Annotated in this window: 17 protein-coding genes and 1 tRNA gene; 9 read left to right on the top strand and 9 right to left on the bottom strand. The window is 56.7% G+C overall.

Annotated elements, in window-relative coordinates; genetic code table 11:
• Together VF694_RS01050 and VF694_RS01045 are read left to right on the top strand one after the other, a co-directional pair.
• A complete protein-coding gene (locus tag VF694_RS01050) occupies window positions 1-684 on the top strand; it encodes an AzlC family ABC transporter permease (RefSeq protein ID WP_165477512.1) in 684 nt (227 codons plus the stop codon).
• 9 nt (window positions 685-693) lie between these two features.
• Window positions 694-1,038, top strand: coding sequence for an AzlD domain-containing protein (locus VF694_RS01045; protein WP_440163533.1), 345 nt, complete (start codon window positions 694-696; stop codon window positions 1,036-1,038).
• Between the two features lie 136 nt (window positions 1,039-1,174).
• On the opposite strand, the gene VF694_RS01040 is transcribed toward VF694_RS01045, so the two are convergent.
• From VF694_RS01040 to VF694_RS01015, 6 genes are all read right to left on the bottom strand, one after another.
• Window positions 1,175-3,454 carry a RelA/SpoT family protein gene (locus VF694_RS01040; protein ID WP_059317580.1) on the bottom strand — a complete coding sequence of 760 codons (2,280 nt, stop codon included), beginning with the start codon at window positions 3,452-3,454 and terminating at the stop codon, window positions 1,175-1,177.
• Window positions 3,455-3,475: 21 nt separating this feature from the next.
• Complete coding sequence (gene rpoZ / locus VF694_RS01035; RefSeq protein WP_003799665.1) at window positions 3,476-3,679, bottom strand: DNA-directed RNA polymerase subunit omega; 204 nt, start codon at window positions 3,677-3,679, stop codon at window positions 3,476-3,478.
• A gap of 35 nt (window positions 3,680-3,714) precedes the next feature.
• On the bottom strand, window positions 3,715-4,359 hold the full coding sequence (gene gmk / locus VF694_RS01030; RefSeq protein ID WP_003799667.1) for a guanylate kinase: 645 nt from the start codon (window positions 4,357-4,359) through the stop codon (window positions 3,715-3,717).
• A gap of 38 nt (window positions 4,360-4,397) precedes the next feature.
• Window positions 4,398-4,727 carry a hypothetical protein gene (locus VF694_RS01025; RefSeq protein ID WP_003799670.1) on the bottom strand — a complete coding sequence of 110 codons (330 nt, stop codon included), beginning with the start codon at window positions 4,725-4,727 and terminating at the stop codon, window positions 4,398-4,400.
• Between the two features lie 15 nt (window positions 4,728-4,742).
• Complete coding sequence (gene xth / locus VF694_RS01020) at window positions 4,743-5,525, bottom strand: exodeoxyribonuclease III (protein WP_003799672.1); 783 nt, start codon at window positions 5,523-5,525, stop codon at window positions 4,743-4,745.
• A gap of 562 nt (window positions 5,526-6,087) precedes the next feature.
• A tRNA-Cys gene (locus tag VF694_RS01015) sits at window positions 6,088-6,161 on the bottom strand.
• A 166-nt stretch (window positions 6,162-6,327) separates the two neighbouring features.
• On the opposite strand from VF694_RS01015, the gene VF694_RS01010 reads away from it, so the two are divergent.
• The gene (locus VF694_RS01010) at window positions 6,328-8,595 is read left to right on the top strand and encodes an arginine/lysine/ornithine decarboxylase (RefSeq protein ID WP_219234865.1); all 2,268 of its coding nucleotides are present in this window, start codon (window positions 6,328-6,330) and stop codon (window positions 8,593-8,595) included.
• 195 nt (window positions 8,596-8,790) lie between these two features.
• Here VF694_RS01010 and VF694_RS01005 read toward each other — a convergent pair whose 3' ends face one another.
• Window positions 8,791-9,684: a LysR family transcriptional regulator gene (locus VF694_RS01005; RefSeq protein WP_003799675.1), complete on the bottom strand. Its 894-nt coding sequence runs from the start codon at window positions 9,682-9,684 to the stop codon at window positions 8,791-8,793.
• A gap of 282 nt (window positions 9,685-9,966) precedes the next feature.
• Here VF694_RS01005 and VF694_RS01000 point away from each other — a divergent pair, with 282 nt between their 5' ends.
• On the top strand, window positions 9,967-10,107 hold the full coding sequence (locus tag VF694_RS01000; protein WP_157784319.1) for a hypothetical protein: 141 nt from the start codon (window positions 9,967-9,969) through the stop codon (window positions 10,105-10,107).
• Window positions 10,108-10,183: 76 nt separating this feature from the next.
• On the opposite strand, the gene VF694_RS00995 is transcribed toward VF694_RS01000, so the two are convergent.
• Entirely contained in the window at window positions 10,184-10,969 is a 786-nt protein-coding gene (locus VF694_RS00995) for an isocitrate lyase/PEP mutase family protein (RefSeq protein WP_131070613.1), read from the bottom strand.
• 61 nt (window positions 10,970-11,030) lie between these two features.
• Complete coding sequence (locus tag VF694_RS00990; protein ID WP_003799679.1) at window positions 11,031-11,492, bottom strand: universal stress protein; 462 nt, start codon at window positions 11,490-11,492, stop codon at window positions 11,031-11,033.
• Between the two features lie 194 nt (window positions 11,493-11,686).
• Between VF694_RS00990 and VF694_RS00985 the strand changes: the two genes are divergently transcribed.
• From VF694_RS00985 to VF694_RS00965, 5 genes are all read left to right on the top strand, one after another.
• A complete protein-coding gene (locus VF694_RS00985) occupies window positions 11,687-12,868 on the top strand; it encodes an acetyl-CoA C-acyltransferase family protein (RefSeq protein ID WP_131070612.1) in 1,182 nt (393 codons plus the stop codon).
• Window positions 12,869-13,384: 516 nt separating this feature from the next.
• Window positions 13,385-14,146, top strand: a complete 762-nt coding sequence (locus tag VF694_RS00980; protein ID WP_003799684.1) for a hypothetical protein — start codon at window positions 13,385-13,387, stop codon at window positions 14,144-14,146.
• A 98-nt stretch (window positions 14,147-14,244) separates the two neighbouring features.
• Window positions 14,245-15,213, top strand: a complete 969-nt coding sequence (locus VF694_RS00975; RefSeq protein WP_003799686.1) for an ABC transporter substrate-binding protein — start codon at window positions 14,245-14,247, stop codon at window positions 15,211-15,213.
• A gap of 79 nt (window positions 15,214-15,292) precedes the next feature.
• Window positions 15,293-16,189 carry an ABC transporter permease gene (locus tag VF694_RS00970; RefSeq protein ID WP_003799687.1) on the top strand — a complete coding sequence of 299 codons (897 nt, stop codon included), beginning with the start codon at window positions 15,293-15,295 and terminating at the stop codon, window positions 16,187-16,189.
• The gene (locus VF694_RS00965; RefSeq protein WP_003799689.1) at window positions 16,189-16,983 is read left to right on the top strand and encodes an ABC transporter ATP-binding protein; all 795 of its coding nucleotides are present in this window, start codon (window positions 16,189-16,191) and stop codon (window positions 16,981-16,983) included. The genes VF694_RS00970 and VF694_RS00965 overlap by 1 nt, the downstream gene beginning before the upstream one ends.
• The last annotated feature ends 172 nt before the right edge of the window (window positions 16,984-17,155 follow it).

Here is a 17,155-nt window from a genome sequence, read left to right as displayed (position 1 = left end):
ATGATGATCGGTTCGGCGTATCGACGTGGTTTGCGCGACAGCGCCTCCATTGCTCTGGGCTATGTGCCCGTCGCCATTTCGTTTGGTTTGGCTGCCGTGCATGCGGGTCTGTCGCCGTGGTTGGCGGTGTTGGTGTCTCTGGTCGTGTACGCCGGCGCCAGCCAGTTTATATTGATCAGCCTGCTGCTTGCTGGTGCCGCCTATCCCAGTATTTTGGGGATTGTGCTGGTAATGAACCTGCGTCATGTGTTTTATGGCCCCAGCCTGATGGGTTTTTTTACCGGTCCCAGGACGGTCTCCAGCCTGTTTTTGGCTCCTGGCCTGACCGATGAGGTGTTTGCGGCCTCTGCGGCCGGCATAGCGCGTCAACCACCCCTGGAACAGGAGTCCTGGTATTGCGGTTTGCAACTGGGATCGTATCTGTCCTGGGTGCTGGGTACGGCGGTAGGCGCGTATTTTGCCAGCGACTTGTTGGGGCAGTCACCGGTTTTGGAAAAAACCTTGGGCTTTGTTCTGCCAGCGCTGTTTTTTGCCTTGCTGCTGGAAATCCGCCGCTCGGCACCCATGGCCGTGCTGCTGGCTGCGGCGTTGGGAGCCTTGCTTGCCATGACTTTGCTGCCCTCGTACTTGGCCATTATTGTGGGCATGCTGGCCGGGGGTTTGATGGCTTTGCGCCGCGCGTAGGGGGTGGAGATGGACTGGAGTTTCCTGCTCATGGTTGTGCTGGCTGGACTGGGCACATTTTTGATTCGCTATCTACCTTTGCGCCTTGGGGGACGTCAGCCCAAAGCTGATCCCAGTCGTATTTCGATCTGGCCCCGTTTGTTCGGTGCGATTGGTCCTGCGGGCGTGGTGTCCTTATTGGTCGTGTCCTTGATATCCTTGCTGCGTCCCGATCAGTTGGCCCTGGATTTGCCCCCTTTGCTGGCCGGCCTGGCCGGCGTCCTGCTGGGCCGTCGCTGGCCAGGGGGGATTGCGGGATCAACATTGCTGGGCGTGGTGGCCTATGGCTTGTGCACGGCCTATGTCGGGGTCTGAATGCTGTGGCCCGCGCTTGTCTTTTTCACGGTAGGCCGATATCTACGCGCTGACTGAGGCGGCAAGCCAACAAAAAGCCTACTGTTGTCAGTAGGCTTTTTTGTTTTAAGGGCAGACCTTGCTTGGGCGGATGGGCTTAGCCTTTGACACGCACAATCTTCTGAACCTGAGGAACGTGTCGAATCGCCCGGATAACGCGGGCCAGATGAGTACGACTGTCCACCTGAACGGTCAGATGCAGTACGGAAGTGGCTGCCGACTCGTCGGGCATGGAGATGTGCAAGATGTTGGAGTCGGCATCGGTAATTTCAGCGGCCAGACGCCCCAGAACGCCCCGTTCATTAATGGTGGTGACATCCAGTCGGGTGGACAGATGGCGGGCGGTATTACTGTCCCACATCACCGGCACCCAACGCTCCGGCTCCTTGGCCTGGGCGCGCTGTGCCACCGCGCATTCCGCCATGTGCACTACCAGGCCATGGCCCAGGCGAATCCCCCCAATAATGGCGTCACCAGGCAAAGGCCCACAGCAGGGGGCCAGTTGCACGGCTTGACCTTCGTTGCCATGAATCAGAATAGGGGCCGAGGTGTTGGCGCTGATTTCGTCAAATTCAGCAGCTGTTGTTTCCAGCAAAGGGTTTTCCGGGGCAAAGCGCCGGGCTACCACGGCGGCCAGACGTTTGCCCAAACCGATATCGGCCAGAATTTCTTCACGGGATGCGGCGCCCGATCCCTTGGCCAGTTTGTCCCAGTTGGGATCGTCGTCTGTGGCGTGAGGCAAACCTAGCTGGTCGAAGGCCTGATCGAGCAGGCGACGGCCAAAGGCGACGGATTCCTCGTATTTGACGGTGCGCAGGTAGTGGCGAATCTCCGAACGGGCGCGGCCCGAACGGACGTAGTTCAACCATTGGGCACTGGGTCGGGCAGCCGGGGAGGTAATGATCTCCACCGAGTCACCGCTTTTCAGCTCAGTGCGCAAGGGGGCGAACTCGCCATTGATCTTGGACGCCACGGCGTGATTGCCAATATCCGTATGGATGCTGTAGGCAAAGTCGACTGGCGTCGCGCCGCGTGGCAGAGAAATAATCTTGCCTTTAGGCGTGTGAACGTAAACGGCATCGGGAAACAGGTCAACCTTGACGTGTTCCAGAAACTCCGTGGAGTCACCCGTCTGGCTTTGAATATCCAGCAAGGACTGCAGCCAGCGGTGTGTGCGCTTTTGCAGATCGTTCAGGGTGACGTCATCTTCTTTGTACAGCCAGTGAGAGGCGACACCTTCCTCGGCCACATGGTCCATTTCACGCGTGCGGAACTGGAACTCGACGGGGGTGCCGTAGGGGCCAATCAAGGTTGTGTGCAGGGACTGATAGCCATTTACTTTAGGGATGGCAATGTAGTCCTTGAATTTCCCTGGCACGGGGCGATAGAGCTGGTGCAGGGTGCCCAAAGACAGGTAGCACTCGGGCAAGGTATGCACAATGACGCGAAAGCCGTAAATGTCCAGCACATCCGAAAAGGATTTCTTCTGCTCGACCATCTTGCAGAAAATGCTGTAGAGCGACTTTTCGCGGCCGGAAATTTCGGCATCAATCCCGGCAGCCGGCAAGGCAATCTTGACGGCTTCGGTGATCTTGCTCAAGACTTCTCGGCGGTTGCCACGCGCAGCCAGCAAGGCCTTGTGCAGCACTTTATAGCGGTTGGGATAGATGGCCTTGAAGCAGCGGTCTTGCAGCTCGCGAAACAGGGCATTCAAGCCCAGACGATGTGCAATCGGAGCATAAATGTCCAGGGTTTCCTGGGCCACACGGCGGCGCTTTTCGGGCTTGACCGCGTCCAGCGTACGCATATTGTGCAAGCGGTCAGCCAGCTTGATCAGGATGACGCGTACATCGCGCGACATGGCCAGCAGCATCTTGCGAAAGCTGTCAGCTTGCTGTTGCGTTTTGGTGGCAAACTCCAGCCGTTCCAGTTTGGACAGGCCATCCACGATCTCGGCTACATCTGTACCAAACTTCTCGGCCAGTTCCTGCTTGGTGACATCCTGATCTTCGATCACGTCGTGCAGCAGGGCTGACATCAGGGCATCGGTATCCAGCTTCCAGCCGGCACAGATTTCCGTAACCGCAATCGGGTGCGAGATATAGGGTTCACCACTGGCGCGAAACTGCCCCAGATGCGCCTGGTCGGAGAAGCGGTAGGCTTCGCGTACCCGTTCCACATCTTTGGGGTCCAGGTACTGCGAGATGATCTTGGTGAGGGGAGCCAGCGAGGCAATCGGCGGGTTGGCGCTGTCTGGCACGGCCGATGCCTGGGCCGCGGGCGTCTTCTCTTTAGGCTTGCGCCGCCCTAGCCGTGAACCTTTTTTAAGGACGGCCAACAGCCCAGACGATGCGCCCCGTAAACCAGAAAATGCCATACTGTGCTCCGCCCGTGTCGATCAGGTAGGAACTTTACGCAGCATTTCCAGACCGGTCGCGCCCGAGGCAATTTCTCGCAAGGCGGTAACCGTAGGCTTGTTCTTGCTCTCCAGGCGTGGTTCGTGGCCTTGGGCCAGTTCACGCGCACGGTAAGCTGCGGCCAAAGTGAGCTTGAAACGATTAGGGACCTGCTCCAGGCAGTCCTCGATAGTGATGCGAGCCATAGTAGACCTGTTATCAAAAAGAAATAAGAAGGAGATCAGCCCTGGTTCAGCAGGGCATTTGCGCCTAATTGTTGAAAGAGTTGGCGATGCCGTACTGACTGAGTGGCAGTGCGCAAACGACTGGCCTGCACAATACTCAATAGCTGCTGTAATGCCGTATCAAAATCCTCATTGATAATAGCATATTGACAGTCGTGAACATGGGCGATTTCGTGCTCGGCCGCCTCCAGGCGACGGGCGATCGTCTCTTCGCTGTCCTGGCCGCGTTTGCGTAAACGCGCCTGCAAGGTGGGTAAGGAGGGCGGCAGGATGAAAATGCCTACGGCCTCAGGAAAATGGGCTCGGGCCAGACGAGCGCCTTGCCAATCGATTTCCAGCAACACATCACGGCCTTCTTGCAAGGCTTTCTGAATGGGTTCGCGCGGGGTGCCATAGTAGTTGTCATGGACTTTAGCCCATTCCAGCATGGCGTTGTCAGCACACATCTGCTCAAAACGTGGTTTATCCACGAAGAAATAGTGCTCGCCGTGACTCTCTCCGGGACGCGGCGCGCGCGTGGTGGCCGAGATGGACAGCATGATGTTGGAATCGTTGGTCAACAGGGCGTTGACCAGACTGGATTTGCCGGCCCCGCTAGGGGCGACAACCATAAAAACGGTGCCAGGATAGCTCGTGGACATGGAGAGCGGACTCAAATAGTGGTGTTTTTATAAAAAAATTAATGGCTGTCTGGGTCGGTCTGCCCAAACTCATTCAGGACAGCCTGCACACTGGCCGTGTCGGCGCACAGAAAGACGACCGTATCGTTGGGGTTCATGGAAAACAGCACGGCTTCCACTTCCTGCGGGGCGTCCGTTGCCTGAGCAATGGCCATGACATGCACATCGCCTCCTGCCTCGAATTGTTCGGGAGGCACAATGGTGGCAACCGCATCCAGATCAGGTTCGCTGACGGCCAGATAGGCCCAGACCTTGTGTTCCTCTTCCAAGGTGATCTCAAGCACATAGGCCGAGTCGGTCTGCTCGATGATTTGGCTTTGAATTTGCATAATGAAGTGAGTGTGTCAGCTAAAAGACAGGATGGCGGTAACGGGGGCGTGATCCGAAGGTTGCTCATTGGCGCGTGGCTCACGGTCAATCTCGCAGGCCAGACAGCGCGCCTTCAGTTCATCAGACAGCAGGGCATGGTCAATACGCAGCCCGGCATCACGGCGAAACGCAAAACGGCGATAGTCCCACCAGGTGAACGGGCTGCCCTCTTGCTCAAACAGACGGTAGGCATCATGTAGTCCCAGAGCCAGCAGGCGCTCGAACGCCGCGCGCTCGGGCGGGGAGACCAGCACATCCACCCCCCATTTCACGGGATCGTAGACATCCTGGTCGGCCGGGGCAATATTATAGTCGCCCAAAATAGCCAGTCGGGGGTACTGCTGCAATTCTTTTTCCAGCCAGTCGTGCAAGGCGGCGAACCATTCCAGCTTGTAGCTGTATTTGTCGCTGTCCAGCGATTGCCCGTTCGGGCAATAGGCGCTGACGACACGGACCGGGCCATCCGGCGAGGGGTAGGTGGCAGCCAGCAGCCGTTGCTGGGGGTCCTCGTAATTGGGCAGATTGCGTTGTACGTCCGTGCCTGGCTCGCGGGAAATCAAGGCCACGCCGTTATACGTCTTCTGACCAGCCCAATGCGCGTGATAGCCCATTTCCTGAAAGGCCTCCAAAGGAAAACGTTCGTCCGGCAGTTTCAATTCCTGAAGACAAAGTACATCAACGGGGTTGGCTGCCAGCCAGTCCAGCACTTGGGGAAGACGAACGTTCAGAGAATTGACGTTCCAGGTGGTTAATTTCATGGTGTTCGACAATCGACTTGAATCGGTGAAAACCGTTTGCAGACGGTCTTATGGTTATGGGTGAGGCAGAGGCGGCCAGCAGGGCGGACAAAGCCGCTCGATGACCTGGAGCATGCGCGAATGCCGCCATCATATCAGCGCAGGCCAAAGGCTGGTTTTAAAGCCAGCAGGCTTGCGGGGGTGAATCAAATACGGATGGCGGATGTTTGTACTAGGTCGTAGTAAAAAGCAGACACGTGAGGCCAGGAGTTTCACTGTTCATTATTTGCATGTAACAGCTCCAAAGACAGGGTTCAAGACCTCGCAGGTCTTGCATGCGCAGTGATGTTTTTAGGGCACGAAAAAGCGGGCTTTTTGCGCAGATCACGCGCGTGCTTGTGTTAAATTGCAGGCCAAGTTGGATTGGTGGGCCAAGTGGGATGAAAATGCTTGGCCGCAGCGCAGAGTGTGCCGATTTGCAGCCCAGGAAAAGTGAATAAAAAAATCGCCCTAAAGGCGACTTTTTCTGTGTGCATCAAACCGGAACTTAAGCCAGTTTTGTCGGTCTTGAATGCAAGCAAGATGGAGGCGTGTGCTGGAATCGAACCAACCTGAACGGATTTGCAGTCCGTCACATAGCCAATCTGTCACCACGCCTTTTGTTTTGTCCTGGGACATGTAAAATTATGCCCAAGGACGTAGGGAAAAGCAAGTGTCAAATGACGGGACGTGAAAATCGGTACGATCTGCAGCACAAAAGCGACTGGCGTCCCTCCCTTTTTTTGCCGCCCCCTGCGGCACTCCCTTGTATTAAGGACATGGCATGCAATATCAATTCCCCATTGTGATCATCGATGAGGATTTTCGTTCTGAAAATGCGTCTGGTCTGAGCATTCGTGTATTAGCAGATGCGATCGAGGCCGAGGGCTTCGAGGTGTTGGGAACCACCAGTTATGGCGATCTGAGTCAGTTTGCCCAGCAGCAAAGTCGTGCCAGTGCGTTTATTTTGTCCATCGATGATGAGGAGTTCACGCAAGATGGAGACAGTGCGCCTGCGCTGGTCAATCTGCGTGCCTTTATCCGGGCTGTTCGCCGGCGCAATACCGATGTGCCTATTTATGTCTATGGCGAGACCAAAACCGCTCGTCATATGCCAAACGATATTTTGCGCGAGCTGCAAGGCGTCATTCACATGTTCGAGGACACGCCCGAGTTCGTGGCGCGTCACATCGTGCGGGAGGCGCGCAGTTACGTGGAAGGGGTCAAACCCCCCTTTTTGAAAGCCTTGCTCGATTACGCCGAGGACGGCTCCTATTCCTGGCACTGCCCCGGTCACTCCGGTGGCGTGGCCTTTCTGAAAAGCCCGGTGGGGCAGATTTTTCACCAGTTCTTTGGTGAAAACATGCTGCGGGCCGACGTCTGCAATGCCGTCGAGGAACTGGGCCAATTGCTCGATCACAACGGTGCCATTGGTGCCAGCGAACGCAATGCGGCGCGCATCTTCAATGCTGACCATTGCTTTTTCGTGACCAACGGCACGAGCACCAGTAACAAGATTGTCTGGCACCATGCTGTGGCACCGGGTGATGTGGTGGTCGTCGACCGCAACTGCCACAAGTCCATCCTGCACAGCATTGTGATGACCGGTGCCATTCCGGTGTTTTTGCGTCCGACTCGTAATCACTTCGGGATTATCGGCCCCATTGCGCGTAGCGAATTTGATATCGAAACCATTCGCGAGAAGATCCGCAACCATCCGTTGCTGTCTCATCTGGATGCCGATACGGTGAAACCGCGTGTGCTGACGCTGACTCAGTCCACCTACGACGGCATCATCTATGACACTCAGGTCATCAAAAATGCGGTGGATGGTTATGTGGAAGTGCTGCACTTTGACGAAGCCTGGATTCCGCACGCGGCGTTTCATCCTTTCTATGGTCAGTTTCATGCCATGGGCAAGAACCGCCCGCGTCCTCAAGAGACGATGGTGTTCTCCACCCAGTCCACGCACAAATTACTGGCTGGTCTGAGTCAGGCCAGCCATGTGCTGGCTCAGGATTCGGTTACCCGTAGCCTGGACCGCCACTTGTTCAATGAAGCCTATCTGATGCATACCAGCACCAGCCCGCAGTACGCGATCATCGCCTCTTGCGATGTGGCGGCCGCCATGATGGAGCCGCCCGGCGGTCGCGTGCTGGTCGAGGAGAGCATTATCGAGGCACTGGATTTTCGCCGCGCCATGCGCAAGGTGGAATCCCAGTTCGATGAGGACGATTGGTGGTTCAAAGTCTGGGGTCCGCCGACCTTGGCCGAAGATGGGGTGGGCCAGCCCGAGGACTGGATCATCACGGACGATCCCGAGCATAGCGAATGGCACGGTTTTGGTCCCCTGGCAGACGGCTTCAATATGCTGGACCCGATCAAGGCAACGATTGTCACACCCGGCCTGGATCTGAAGGGGGCATTCGGGGAAACCGGCATTCCCGCCTCCATCGTGACCAAGTTCCTGGCGCAGCGCGGCGTGATCGTGGAGAAGATTGGGCTCTACAGCTTTTTCATCATGTTCACGATTGGCATTACCAAAGGCCGCTGGAATTCCCTGGTGACTGCCCTGCAGCAATTCAAGGATGACTATGACCGCAACTTGCCAGTCTGGCGTGTCCTGCCGCAGTTTGCGCGCCAGTACCCGTGCTACGAGGAAATGGGCTTGCGCGACTTGTGTCAGCATGTGCATCAGCTTTACGCCAAGCACGACATTGCCCGCCTGATGACCGATATGTACCTGTCCGATGTGGTGCCGGTCATGCGTCCGGCGGATGCCTTTGCCTGCATTGCGCAGCGCCGCACAGAGCGCGTGGAGATCGATCAATTGGAAGGTCGTGTCACCACGAACCTGATTACACCGTACCCACCGGGTATTCCATTGCTGATCCCCGGTGAAGCGTTCAACAAAACGATTGTGGACTTCCTGAAGTTCTCGCGTGAACTGCATCGTCAGTGCCCGGGTTTTGGGACTGATATTCACGGTTTCGTGGAAGAGGTGGATGCCACTGGTCAGAAACGCTACTACGTGGACTGCGTGGCACAGTAAATAAAGCAGTGTGCAATCCAAGGCCGCAGAGGGAACCCGGCCTTGGGCTAGAGCCGTTAAGTGAGCGGGCCAGGTGATGGGCCTTCAAGATTCTGGGCAATTTCCAGACTTGAAATGTCGGTCGTCAGGCCCGTTTTTTTACGGCTTGGCTATCTGTAACGAGCCCTTGTGACACGCTCTTGTTGCAGTGTCTTGTCACACGCTTTGAGCTATGCGTAAAGCACATTCGAGCAGCCGTGAGGTCAGGGCTTGTGGGTCACGGTCTGCCCGCAAGATCGCCACCACCCGACGTTGTAGGCTGGGGAGCTCGATGGGGTATTTATGCAGTTGATGCTCGTGCAGCAAGGTGTCGGGAATACGGCTGGGCAAAATACAGTCGCCCAGTCCGGACGCCACCAGTCGCAACATGGCGTCTATAGTCTCGACCTCAGCCACAAACTCGGGATGCAGCCCGCTGCTGTGAATCATGCGGCGCAGGGCATAGTGGGGCGGAAAACCAATCAGGCGCAAGTCCTGATGACGGAGGTCCGTGCTGGGCACGGCCTCGTGTCTGGCAGAGATGCGGCACATATGATCGTCAAACAAAGAATGGGAAATCAGCCCTCCGCAGTCTACGGCCGAATCGTAGACAAATCCTACGTCGGCTTTGCCGCTTTCGACCAAGGCCACCACTTCTGGTGAGCTGCGCCCCAACAGAGACAAGTTCACGCCAGGGTGGGTGCTCATGAAAGCGGCTGCAACATCCGACATGAAGTAGTAGCTTAGGGTATGCACCGTCGCCAGCCGTACCGTGCCCGAATGGATGCCATGTTCCTGGCGCACGGCGTGGATAGCGCTGTCAATGCGGCTGTATGCCGGTTCAATTGCCTGGCGCAGTAGCTCGCCGGCATCGTTCAGGCTGACGCCGCGTCCGGTGCGGATAAATAGCGTCTGGCCCAGGCTTTGCTCCAGTGCGCTCAGTTGTTTGCTCAGACTCGATTGGCTCAGTCCTAAATCTTCAGCCGCTTTGCTGACGGAGCCTAATTGTGCAATACGCAGAAAACTGCGCAAGGATCGATCCAGGTGGTCGGTGGGGTGTGAATCGCGCATGTCGTGGTCTCTTTATTGTTGTAATCCAACTTGTGAAGCGAGAGGGGAGGGCCGGGCCTTGTTCGGTTCCTGCCAGCAAGGCAGGGCGAAGAAGTCGATGTCCTTTTTGTCTATGAAAAGCTAGGTTTTAATTTCTTTTATTTTTGCTCAACGTCGTCTAATTTGATCTGATAATGCGCTTATAACGCGTGTGGAATTGATTTGTGGTCTAATCATTGATATAATAAAGAAATCGGGGTGCTAAGGGCAGCGCCCCCTGTCGATATTGAGCAGGAGTTATTCGTGAGCAAATCGAAACCAGTACGTCGTAAGCAAGCCTTTGAGGTCGAGCCCTTGAATTGGGTGGCTCCCAAGAAAGCTGTCGTGGAAGCCGATCAGAAGTCCAAGGCGGACACTTCCAGCGAGCAGAATCAGGACAGTTGAGTTCTGACTGAGAGCTTAAAAAGCGCAAGCCCGGTTGCTTGCGCTTTTTTATGCCTGCCCGGTCTGTCACGGCACGCTAAGGCCAAGGGCGATGCGCTGCAGTGGGGGGCAGGTGGCCTTGCTCCAGCAGTTGCAGGCTCACTTGTTCGAAATGATTCCAACTTGCCAAGGCCAGTTGGGAACCGGTGCTGACTCGTCGCACACCTATGGCGGCCAGATCGGGCACGGTCAGGCCGGGGTTGATCAGCAGAACATTGACCGGGGTAGGGGCCAGTGCCCGAACAAGACGGGCGATGTCGTCCAGCACTCGCAAACCGGGGGCGTAAACCACGTCAGCCCCGGCCGCCGCAAAGGCCTGTAGTCTTGCTATGGTCTCCTCCAGGCTGAGCGCACCGATCAATAGGCCTTCACAGCGGCCCACCAGCATGACATCCTCACCACTCTCGCGAATCGCTTGTTTGGCGGCTCGCATCCGGGCAACGGCCAGATCCAGGTCATACAGGCCCTGCGTCTGCCGATCTTCAATGGACAAACCGGCGATGCCGGTTTCAATGGCCAGACTGACGTTAGTGGCCACGTGTTCGGGCTCATCGGCAAAGCCATTTTCAAAGTCGGCGTTGATGGGCAGGCTGGTACAGGCGCTCAGCTCGCGCAAGTGGCCGAGCAGGGCGTCGCGCCCCACTTCAAAGTCTTCCAATCCTCTGGACCAGGCAAACGCGGCGCTGCTGCTTGCAAGGGCTTGAGCGCCCATGCGCTCGAGCCGGCGGGCACTGCCTATGTCCCAGGGATTGGGCAGAATCAGTAGGCCATTTTCATGCAAGGCCCGAAAACGGCGACGTTTTTCCTGTGTGCTGACGCTCATGCAAGCCTCCTGAGAATCAAAAACGCAAACCGGAGTTTGCGTTTAGATGCTTGGTCGCGTGTTATTTTTTCTTGGCTTTTTTGCGGATGACCAACACGGGAATTTCCGAATACGTCAATACGTGCTGGGTTTCGCTGCCCAGCAACAGACGTTTATAGCCTTTGCGTCCGTGCGAGGACATGACGATCAAGTCGGCCTTTTGTTTTTCGGCAGTGGCGATGATTGCATCGGCTACCAGTTCTGATTTCACCACCAGGCCTTTGACAGACACGCCAATATCTTTACCGGCCTGCTTGACTGCGGCCAGTTCGGATTGTGCGTGTTCCACCCAGGATGCTTCGATGCGGCTATCGAGTTTTTGATCCAGAATCGGGCCTCCTTCCAGGTAACTTTGGCGGTACCGGGGAATGACGCGCAAAGCCAGCAGTTTGGCGCCGGTGGCTTTAGCCAGGTTCAATGCATGGGTGACAGCATGGGCGGACAGTTCTGAGCCGTCGGTGCAGACCAGGATACGCTCGTACATGAGGGGCAATCCTTTAAAAAGAGTTATCAAGAACGTGTCTTGTGGGTAAGGTATAAAACCATACTGCGAATTAAGGTCTTTGTGTCTGCTTTATAGTTTTCTATGGCAGCCGTGTATATTCGAGTGAACGTTTTTGTCAGCTTGGCTTTTTTTATGCAGGTCATCTTATCCCAATGGGATGGAGGGAGATTCATATGAAAGAAGTGGTGGTGGTCCAGGCATGTCGTACTGCGATTGGGGATTTTGGGGGGGGCTTGAAAAATGTGTCCCCCATTGAAATGGGGGCCACCGTATTGCGGGCGGTGCTGGACAGAAGCGGTGTATCAGCGGCAGACGTTCAGCATGTGGTGATGGGCCAAGTCATTCAGACCGAGCCGCGTGACATGTATTTGTCGCGTGTGGCGTCCGTGCAAGCCGGTGTGGGACATGGAACGCCGGCCATGAATGTAAATCGGCTGTGTGGCTCCGGTCTGCAGGCGATTGTCTCGGCCGCACAAGGCATTCTGGTGGGTGATGCCAAGGTTGCTTTGGCAGGCGGAGCAGAAAGTATGAGCCGAGCCCCGTACATGGCCAGCGCTCATCGCTGGGGCGCGCGCATGGGTGATTCGGTCATGATGGACATGATGACGGGGGCGTTAACCGATCCTTTTGATCGCGTTCACATGGGGATCACGGCCGAGAACGTCGCCCGTCAATATGGCGTCACCCGTGCCGAGCAGGATGAGCTCGCCCTGGAGTCGCACCAGCGTGCGCGGCGGGCGATTGAACAGGGCTACTTCAAAGAGCAGATCGTGCCGATCATCCAGAAAAGCCGCAAAGGCGAGATTGTGTTTAATCAGGATGAGCACGTGCGTCTGGATGCCACCATGGACAATTTCACGGGTTTGAAGCCAGTGTTCCTGCCCGAGGGAGGCAGTGTGACGGCCGGCAACGCTTCGGGCCTGAATGACGGAGCGGCCGCCGTTTTGCTGATGTGCGCCGATGAAGCTCGCCAACGCGGCCTCAAACCCTTGGCCCGGCTGGTGTCATGGGGACACGCCGGTGTGGACCCGAGCATTATGGGCATTGGACCTGTGCCAGCCAGCCGTTTGGCGCTGGAACGTGCGGGCTTGAGCGTGTCTGATCTGGATGTGGTTGAGTCCAATGAAGCCTTTGCCGCCCAGGCATGCGCGGTATTGCGCGAGTTGGGGCTGGACCCGGCGCGAGTCAATCCCAACGGCAGTGGTATCAGCCTGGGTCACCCGATTGGGGCGACAGGTGCCGCCATTACGGTCAAGGCCTTGCATGAGCTGCAGCGTGTGCAGGGCCGCTATGCCCTGGTCACCATGTGCATTGGGGGCGGGCAGGGGATTGCCGCTATTTTTGAGCGTCCCTGAGCTTGCGCAGGTCGGTTGTCCCGGCCTTGATGAGAGGATGGAAAACCCGGGGAGCGGATCAAACCGCTCTCCGGTTTTTTTTGGTTCAGGCGTATATATCCTGACAAAACCGGTCTAGCCACGTCCCCTCTTGTGGGCCCCTAAGCACCCAGTCAATAACACGGAATTGTGTTGAAACCACGTCTAGGACTGGCTGGTCGAGCAGCCAGTCTTTGCGGCTTCTGATCGGGATAATGGCAGATTCGCATTCAAGGCGGTCGAGCCCGCTACGCCTTGACCACCCTGGGTCTGGAATGGCGGTCAGGATACGGTCGTCATGGTGGGGCGCGTCTGAATCTGCTCTTTGCTCTGCGGTGATCGCTGTTATGATGGCGCCTTGCTAAAAAACGCCGGAAGTGGCGCAATGCCGCCTTCCGGCGATGTTTTCTGTGTCTGCAGGTTCGGACCATGGCGTGGCCCCGCGCTGAGCACTCGGTCTGAGCGGGCGGGCCTGACTGATTTGCAAGGAAGAGTTTCATGGCAGGTGAGCAGGGGGATGACAGCCCCACATTGTCGGAAAGCGAAGGGATTCGTTATCTGCACTTTGGCACGGAGTGGATTCAAGGCGCGATGCGCATTCGCAAGCCCGCCGAGCTGGTCTTGGCTTATACGCAGCAAATGATGGCCTGGTTGCTGTTCATGGAAGACCCCAAACCTGAGCACAAGCTGGCCATTCTGGGTCTGGGAGCCGGGTCCTTGCTGCGTTTCTGTTTGAAGCAGACGGCGTGCCAGGTTCAGACCGTCGAGTGGAATCCCTCGGTCATTGGCATGTGTCATGCTTTCTTTCGCTTGCCTCGCAGCGCGCGCTCGCTGATCGATCAGGCCGATGCCGGCGTATGGGTACAAGACAGCGGGCAACATGGTCAATATCGGGCCTTGATGGTGGATTTGTATGATGCCGATGCGCAAGGTCCTGTGCGAGACAGTCTGGAGTTTTATCAGGACTGCCGTGCCGTTCTGGAAGACGAGGGCATCATGACCGTCAATCTTTTTGGCGCGCATCCCAGCTTCAAACATAATATTGACAACATTCGCGCCGCTTTTAATGGCAAAGTACTGCTCTTGCCCGAAATGGATGAGGGCAATCAGGTCGTTCTGGCCTTTAAAGGCAGCACCCTGGAGATGACCGCGGGCGAACTGCTCAGTCGTGCCGAGCAGGTGCAGGCTGATTATGGTTTGCCGGCTACGCGCTGGGCGCGCGAGCTGCTCTCGTTTCGACGCCAGATGCAGGGCCAATAAGGCCTTGGGGCAGGGATTACCTCAGGGGGAAAATTCCGGCTGTTCGCGTTAGACTTAAAACCTAAAATTTTCGTTTTTTTGCATCTAAGGAGTATTGGATGAAACTGATCAGATCGGTGCATCAGGTGGCGGCCGCTTTGGCTTGTGTTGGATTGATGTCGGGCGCTGCCGTTCAAGCGCAATCTGTATCGGTGTCGTCAATTGTGGAACATCCGGCCCTGGACGCCATTAAGGATGGGGTACACAAAGCGCTGACCGATGCCGGGTACACCGAAGCCTCCGGCTTCAAATGGCAGTTTCAGACCGCGCAGGGCAACCCTGCGATTGCCGCCCAGATCGCCCGCAAGTTTGTCGGCGACAAGGCAGATGTGATCGTGGCCATTTCGACGCCGTCCGCGCAGGCGGTGGTGTCGGCAACCAAAACCATTCCTGTGGTGTATTCCGCGGTGACCGATCCCGTGGTCGCGCATCTGGTGCCCAGCATGGCGCCCTCGGGCACCAACGTGACAGGTGTGTCCGATGCCCTGGCCCTGGAAGCCCAGGTTGATCTGATCAAGAAAGTTGTGCCCGATGCCAAGCGCGTGGGCATGGTCTACAACCCTGGCGAAGCCAACTCCGCCGTGGTTGTTAAAGAAATGAAAGAGCTGTTGCCCAAACACGGCATGACGCTGGTTGAAGCCACTGCTCCTCGTACCGTGGACGTGGGTGCAGCGGCGCGCAGTCTGGTGGGCAAGGTCGATGTGATCTACACCAATACTGACAATAACGTCGTGTCGGCTTACGAGTCCTTGGTCAAAGTGGGCGTTGATGCCAAGGTGCCTCTGATTGCATCGGACACCGACAGCGTGGCCCGCGGTGCCATTGCGGCCCTGGGTGTGAATTATTACGATCTGGGTCTGCAAACCGGTCAGCAGGTCATTCGTATTCTTAAAGGCGAAAAACCGGGCGACATGGCTTCCGAGACCAGCACCAAACTGGAGCTCTACGTCAATCCGGGCGCGGCCAAGCGTCAAGGTGTTTCGCTCAACGAGGACTTCGTGAAGTCCGCCACAAAAATCGTCGAATAAGCCTGAGCTGACTGCTTCTTGCAGGTGGGTTGCCACAAGCTGCCCGCCTGTTTCTTTTGTATCCTAGACGTCCAACAATATGTCTATCTATTCAATGTGGGGGGCCCTGGAAATTGGTCTGATTTTCGGACTGGTTGCTCTGGGGGTTCTGATCTCTTTTCGCATCCTGCGATTTCCTGACCTGACGGTCGATGGCAGTTTTCCTTTGGGTGGGGCAGTAGCCGCCATCCTTATCAGCCAGGGCAATGACCCGTTTCTAGCCACCGTGGTCGCGACCTTTGCCGGTGCCATTGCGGGCACCATCACTGGCTGGTTGAACGTGCGTCTGAAAATCATGGATCTGCTGGCCAGTATCCTGATGATGATTGCCTTGTACTCCATCAATCTGCGTATCATGGGACGCCCCAATGTGCCCTTGATCATGGAGCCAACGGTCTTTACGATCCTGCAGCCCGACGCCATCGCCGACTATATTGCGCGTCCATTGTTGTTGATTGGCCTGGTTCTGGTGGCCAAGCTGGCACTGGACTGGTTTTTCGGCACGCAAACGGGTCTGGCGATGCGGGCTACCGGAGCCAACGCCCGCATGGCGCGTGCGCAGGGTGTGGCAACCGGCAATATGCTTTTGCTGGGCATGGCCATCTCCAACGCTCTGGTGGCCTTGGCGGGAGCCCTGTTTGCTCAGTCGCAGGGCGGGGCCGATATTTCCATGGGGATCGGGACCATCGTCATTGGTTTGGCGGCCGTGATTGTGGGCGAAAGCATCCTGCCTGCCCGCAAGCTGTTTTATGCGACGCTGGCCGTGGTGCTCGGTGCGATTCTGTACCGCTTCTTCATTGCCTTGGCGCTGAACGCGGATGTGATCGGTCTGAAAGCGCAGGATCTGAACCTGGTGACTGCCTTGTTGGTGACGGTGGCGCTGGTGATTCCGTTGCTCAAGAAAAAGCGTGCTCGTAAACAGAAGGGGGCCCAGTAATGTTGGAAGCAAAAAACCTGTGCCTGACCTTTAATCCAGGCACGCCTATTGAAACCCGTGCCTTGCGCGGCCTGTCTCTGACGATTCCTGAAGGCCAGTTTGTAACCGTGATCGGTTCCAACGGCGCGGGCAAGTCCACCTTCTTGAATGCCATATCGGGCGATCAGTCCGTGGATGAAGGCCACATCCTGATCGATAATGTGGATGTCACACGCCGTCCCGTCTGGGAGCGCGCCAACTGGGTGGCCCGGGTGTTTCAGGACCCCATGGCGGGCACCTGTGAAGACTTGACGATCGAAGAGAATATGGCGCTGGCCACCTGTCGGGGCAGTCGTCGCGGTTTAAGCCGTGCAGTGCGGCACTCCATGCGCGCCGAGTTTGCAGCGCGTCTGGAAACCTTGGGCCTGGGGTTGGAAAACCGTCTGACGGATCGTATCGGTCTGTTGTCGGGCGGTCAGCGCCAGGCGGTCAGCTTGCTGATGGCCGCCTTGCGCCCCTCCAAAATTTTGCTGCTCGATGAACATACCGCCGCTCTGGACCCGCGTACAGCCGACTTTGTTTTGCAGCTGACCAACCGCATTGTGCGTGAGGGCGGGCTGACCACCATGATGGTCACGCACAGTATGCGTCAGGCGCTGGATGTCGGCGATCGGACGGTAATGCTGCATCAGGGCAAGGTGGTGCTGGATGTCAGCGGTGAACAGCGCAAGGGTCTGGATGTGCGTGATTTGCTGGAGATGTTCGAGAAGGTGCGGGGTGAAACTCTGGCCGACGATAGTTTGTTGCTCGGTTAGAAAGCACTATTCCGGATCTGGAAAACCGCGTCAACTCTAGGGGGTTAAACGCGGTTTTTTTATATTCATCAAACCCTAGGTATATGATAATACGTGTTCTTTTGAGGTGGGCCGACGACGGGACGGGGATCAGGTGGGAGCGGGCTACTCGTAGGCGCCAAATGATTGCATG

Origin of the sequence: Alcaligenes sp. Lyrl_28, assembly GCF_051948705.1 — a bacterium.
Classification (GTDB): domain Bacteria; phylum Pseudomonadota; class Gammaproteobacteria; order Burkholderiales; family Burkholderiaceae_B; genus Alcaligenes; species Alcaligenes ammonioxydans.
Note: the sequence above shows the minus strand (reverse complement) of the source record. Positions and strands in the feature narration are given on the sequence as shown.

Coding starts and splice junctions, on each gene's coding strand:
- VF694_RS01050 (WP_165477512.1), top strand. CDS start 1: ATGATGATCGGTTCGGCGTATCGACGTGGTTTGCGCGACAGCGCCTCC.
- VF694_RS01045 (WP_440163533.1), top strand. CDS start 694: ATGGACTGGAGTTTCCTGCTCATGGTTGTGCTGGCTGGACTGGGCACA.
- VF694_RS01040 (WP_059317580.1), bottom strand. CDS start 3,454: ATGGCATTTTCTGGTTTACGGGGCGCATCGTCTGGGCTGTTGGCCGTC.
- rpoZ (WP_003799665.1), bottom strand. CDS start 3,679: ATGGCTCGCATCACTATCGAGGACTGCCTGGAGCAGGTCCCTAATCGT.
- gmk (WP_003799667.1), bottom strand. CDS start 4,359: ATGTCCACGAGCTATCCTGGCACCGTTTTTATGGTTGTCGCCCCTAGC.
- VF694_RS01025 (WP_003799670.1), bottom strand. CDS start 4,727: ATGCAAATTCAAAGCCAAATCATCGAGCAGACCGACTCGGCCTATGTG.
- xth (WP_003799672.1), bottom strand. CDS start 5,525: ATGAAATTAACCACCTGGAACGTCAATTCTCTGAACGTTCGTCTTCCC.
- VF694_RS01010 (WP_219234865.1), top strand. CDS start 6,328: ATGCAATATCAATTCCCCATTGTGATCATCGATGAGGATTTTCGTTCT.
- VF694_RS01005 (WP_003799675.1), bottom strand. CDS start 9,684: ATGCGCGATTCACACCCCACCGACCACCTGGATCGATCCTTGCGCAGT.
- VF694_RS00995 (WP_131070613.1), bottom strand. CDS start 10,969: ATGAGCGTCAGCACACAGGAAAAACGTCGCCGTTTTCGGGCCTTGCAT.
- VF694_RS00990 (WP_003799679.1), bottom strand. CDS start 11,492: ATGTACGAGCGTATCCTGGTCTGCACCGACGGCTCAGAACTGTCCGCC.
- VF694_RS00985 (WP_131070612.1), top strand. CDS start 11,687: ATGAAAGAAGTGGTGGTGGTCCAGGCATGTCGTACTGCGATTGGGGAT.
- VF694_RS00980 (WP_003799684.1), top strand. CDS start 13,385: ATGGCAGGTGAGCAGGGGGATGACAGCCCCACATTGTCGGAAAGCGAA.
- VF694_RS00975 (WP_003799686.1), top strand. CDS start 14,245: ATGAAACTGATCAGATCGGTGCATCAGGTGGCGGCCGCTTTGGCTTGT.
- VF694_RS00970 (WP_003799687.1), top strand. CDS start 15,293: ATGTCTATCTATTCAATGTGGGGGGCCCTGGAAATTGGTCTGATTTTC.
- VF694_RS00965 (WP_003799689.1), top strand. CDS start 16,189: ATGTTGGAAGCAAAAAACCTGTGCCTGACCTTTAATCCAGGCACGCCT.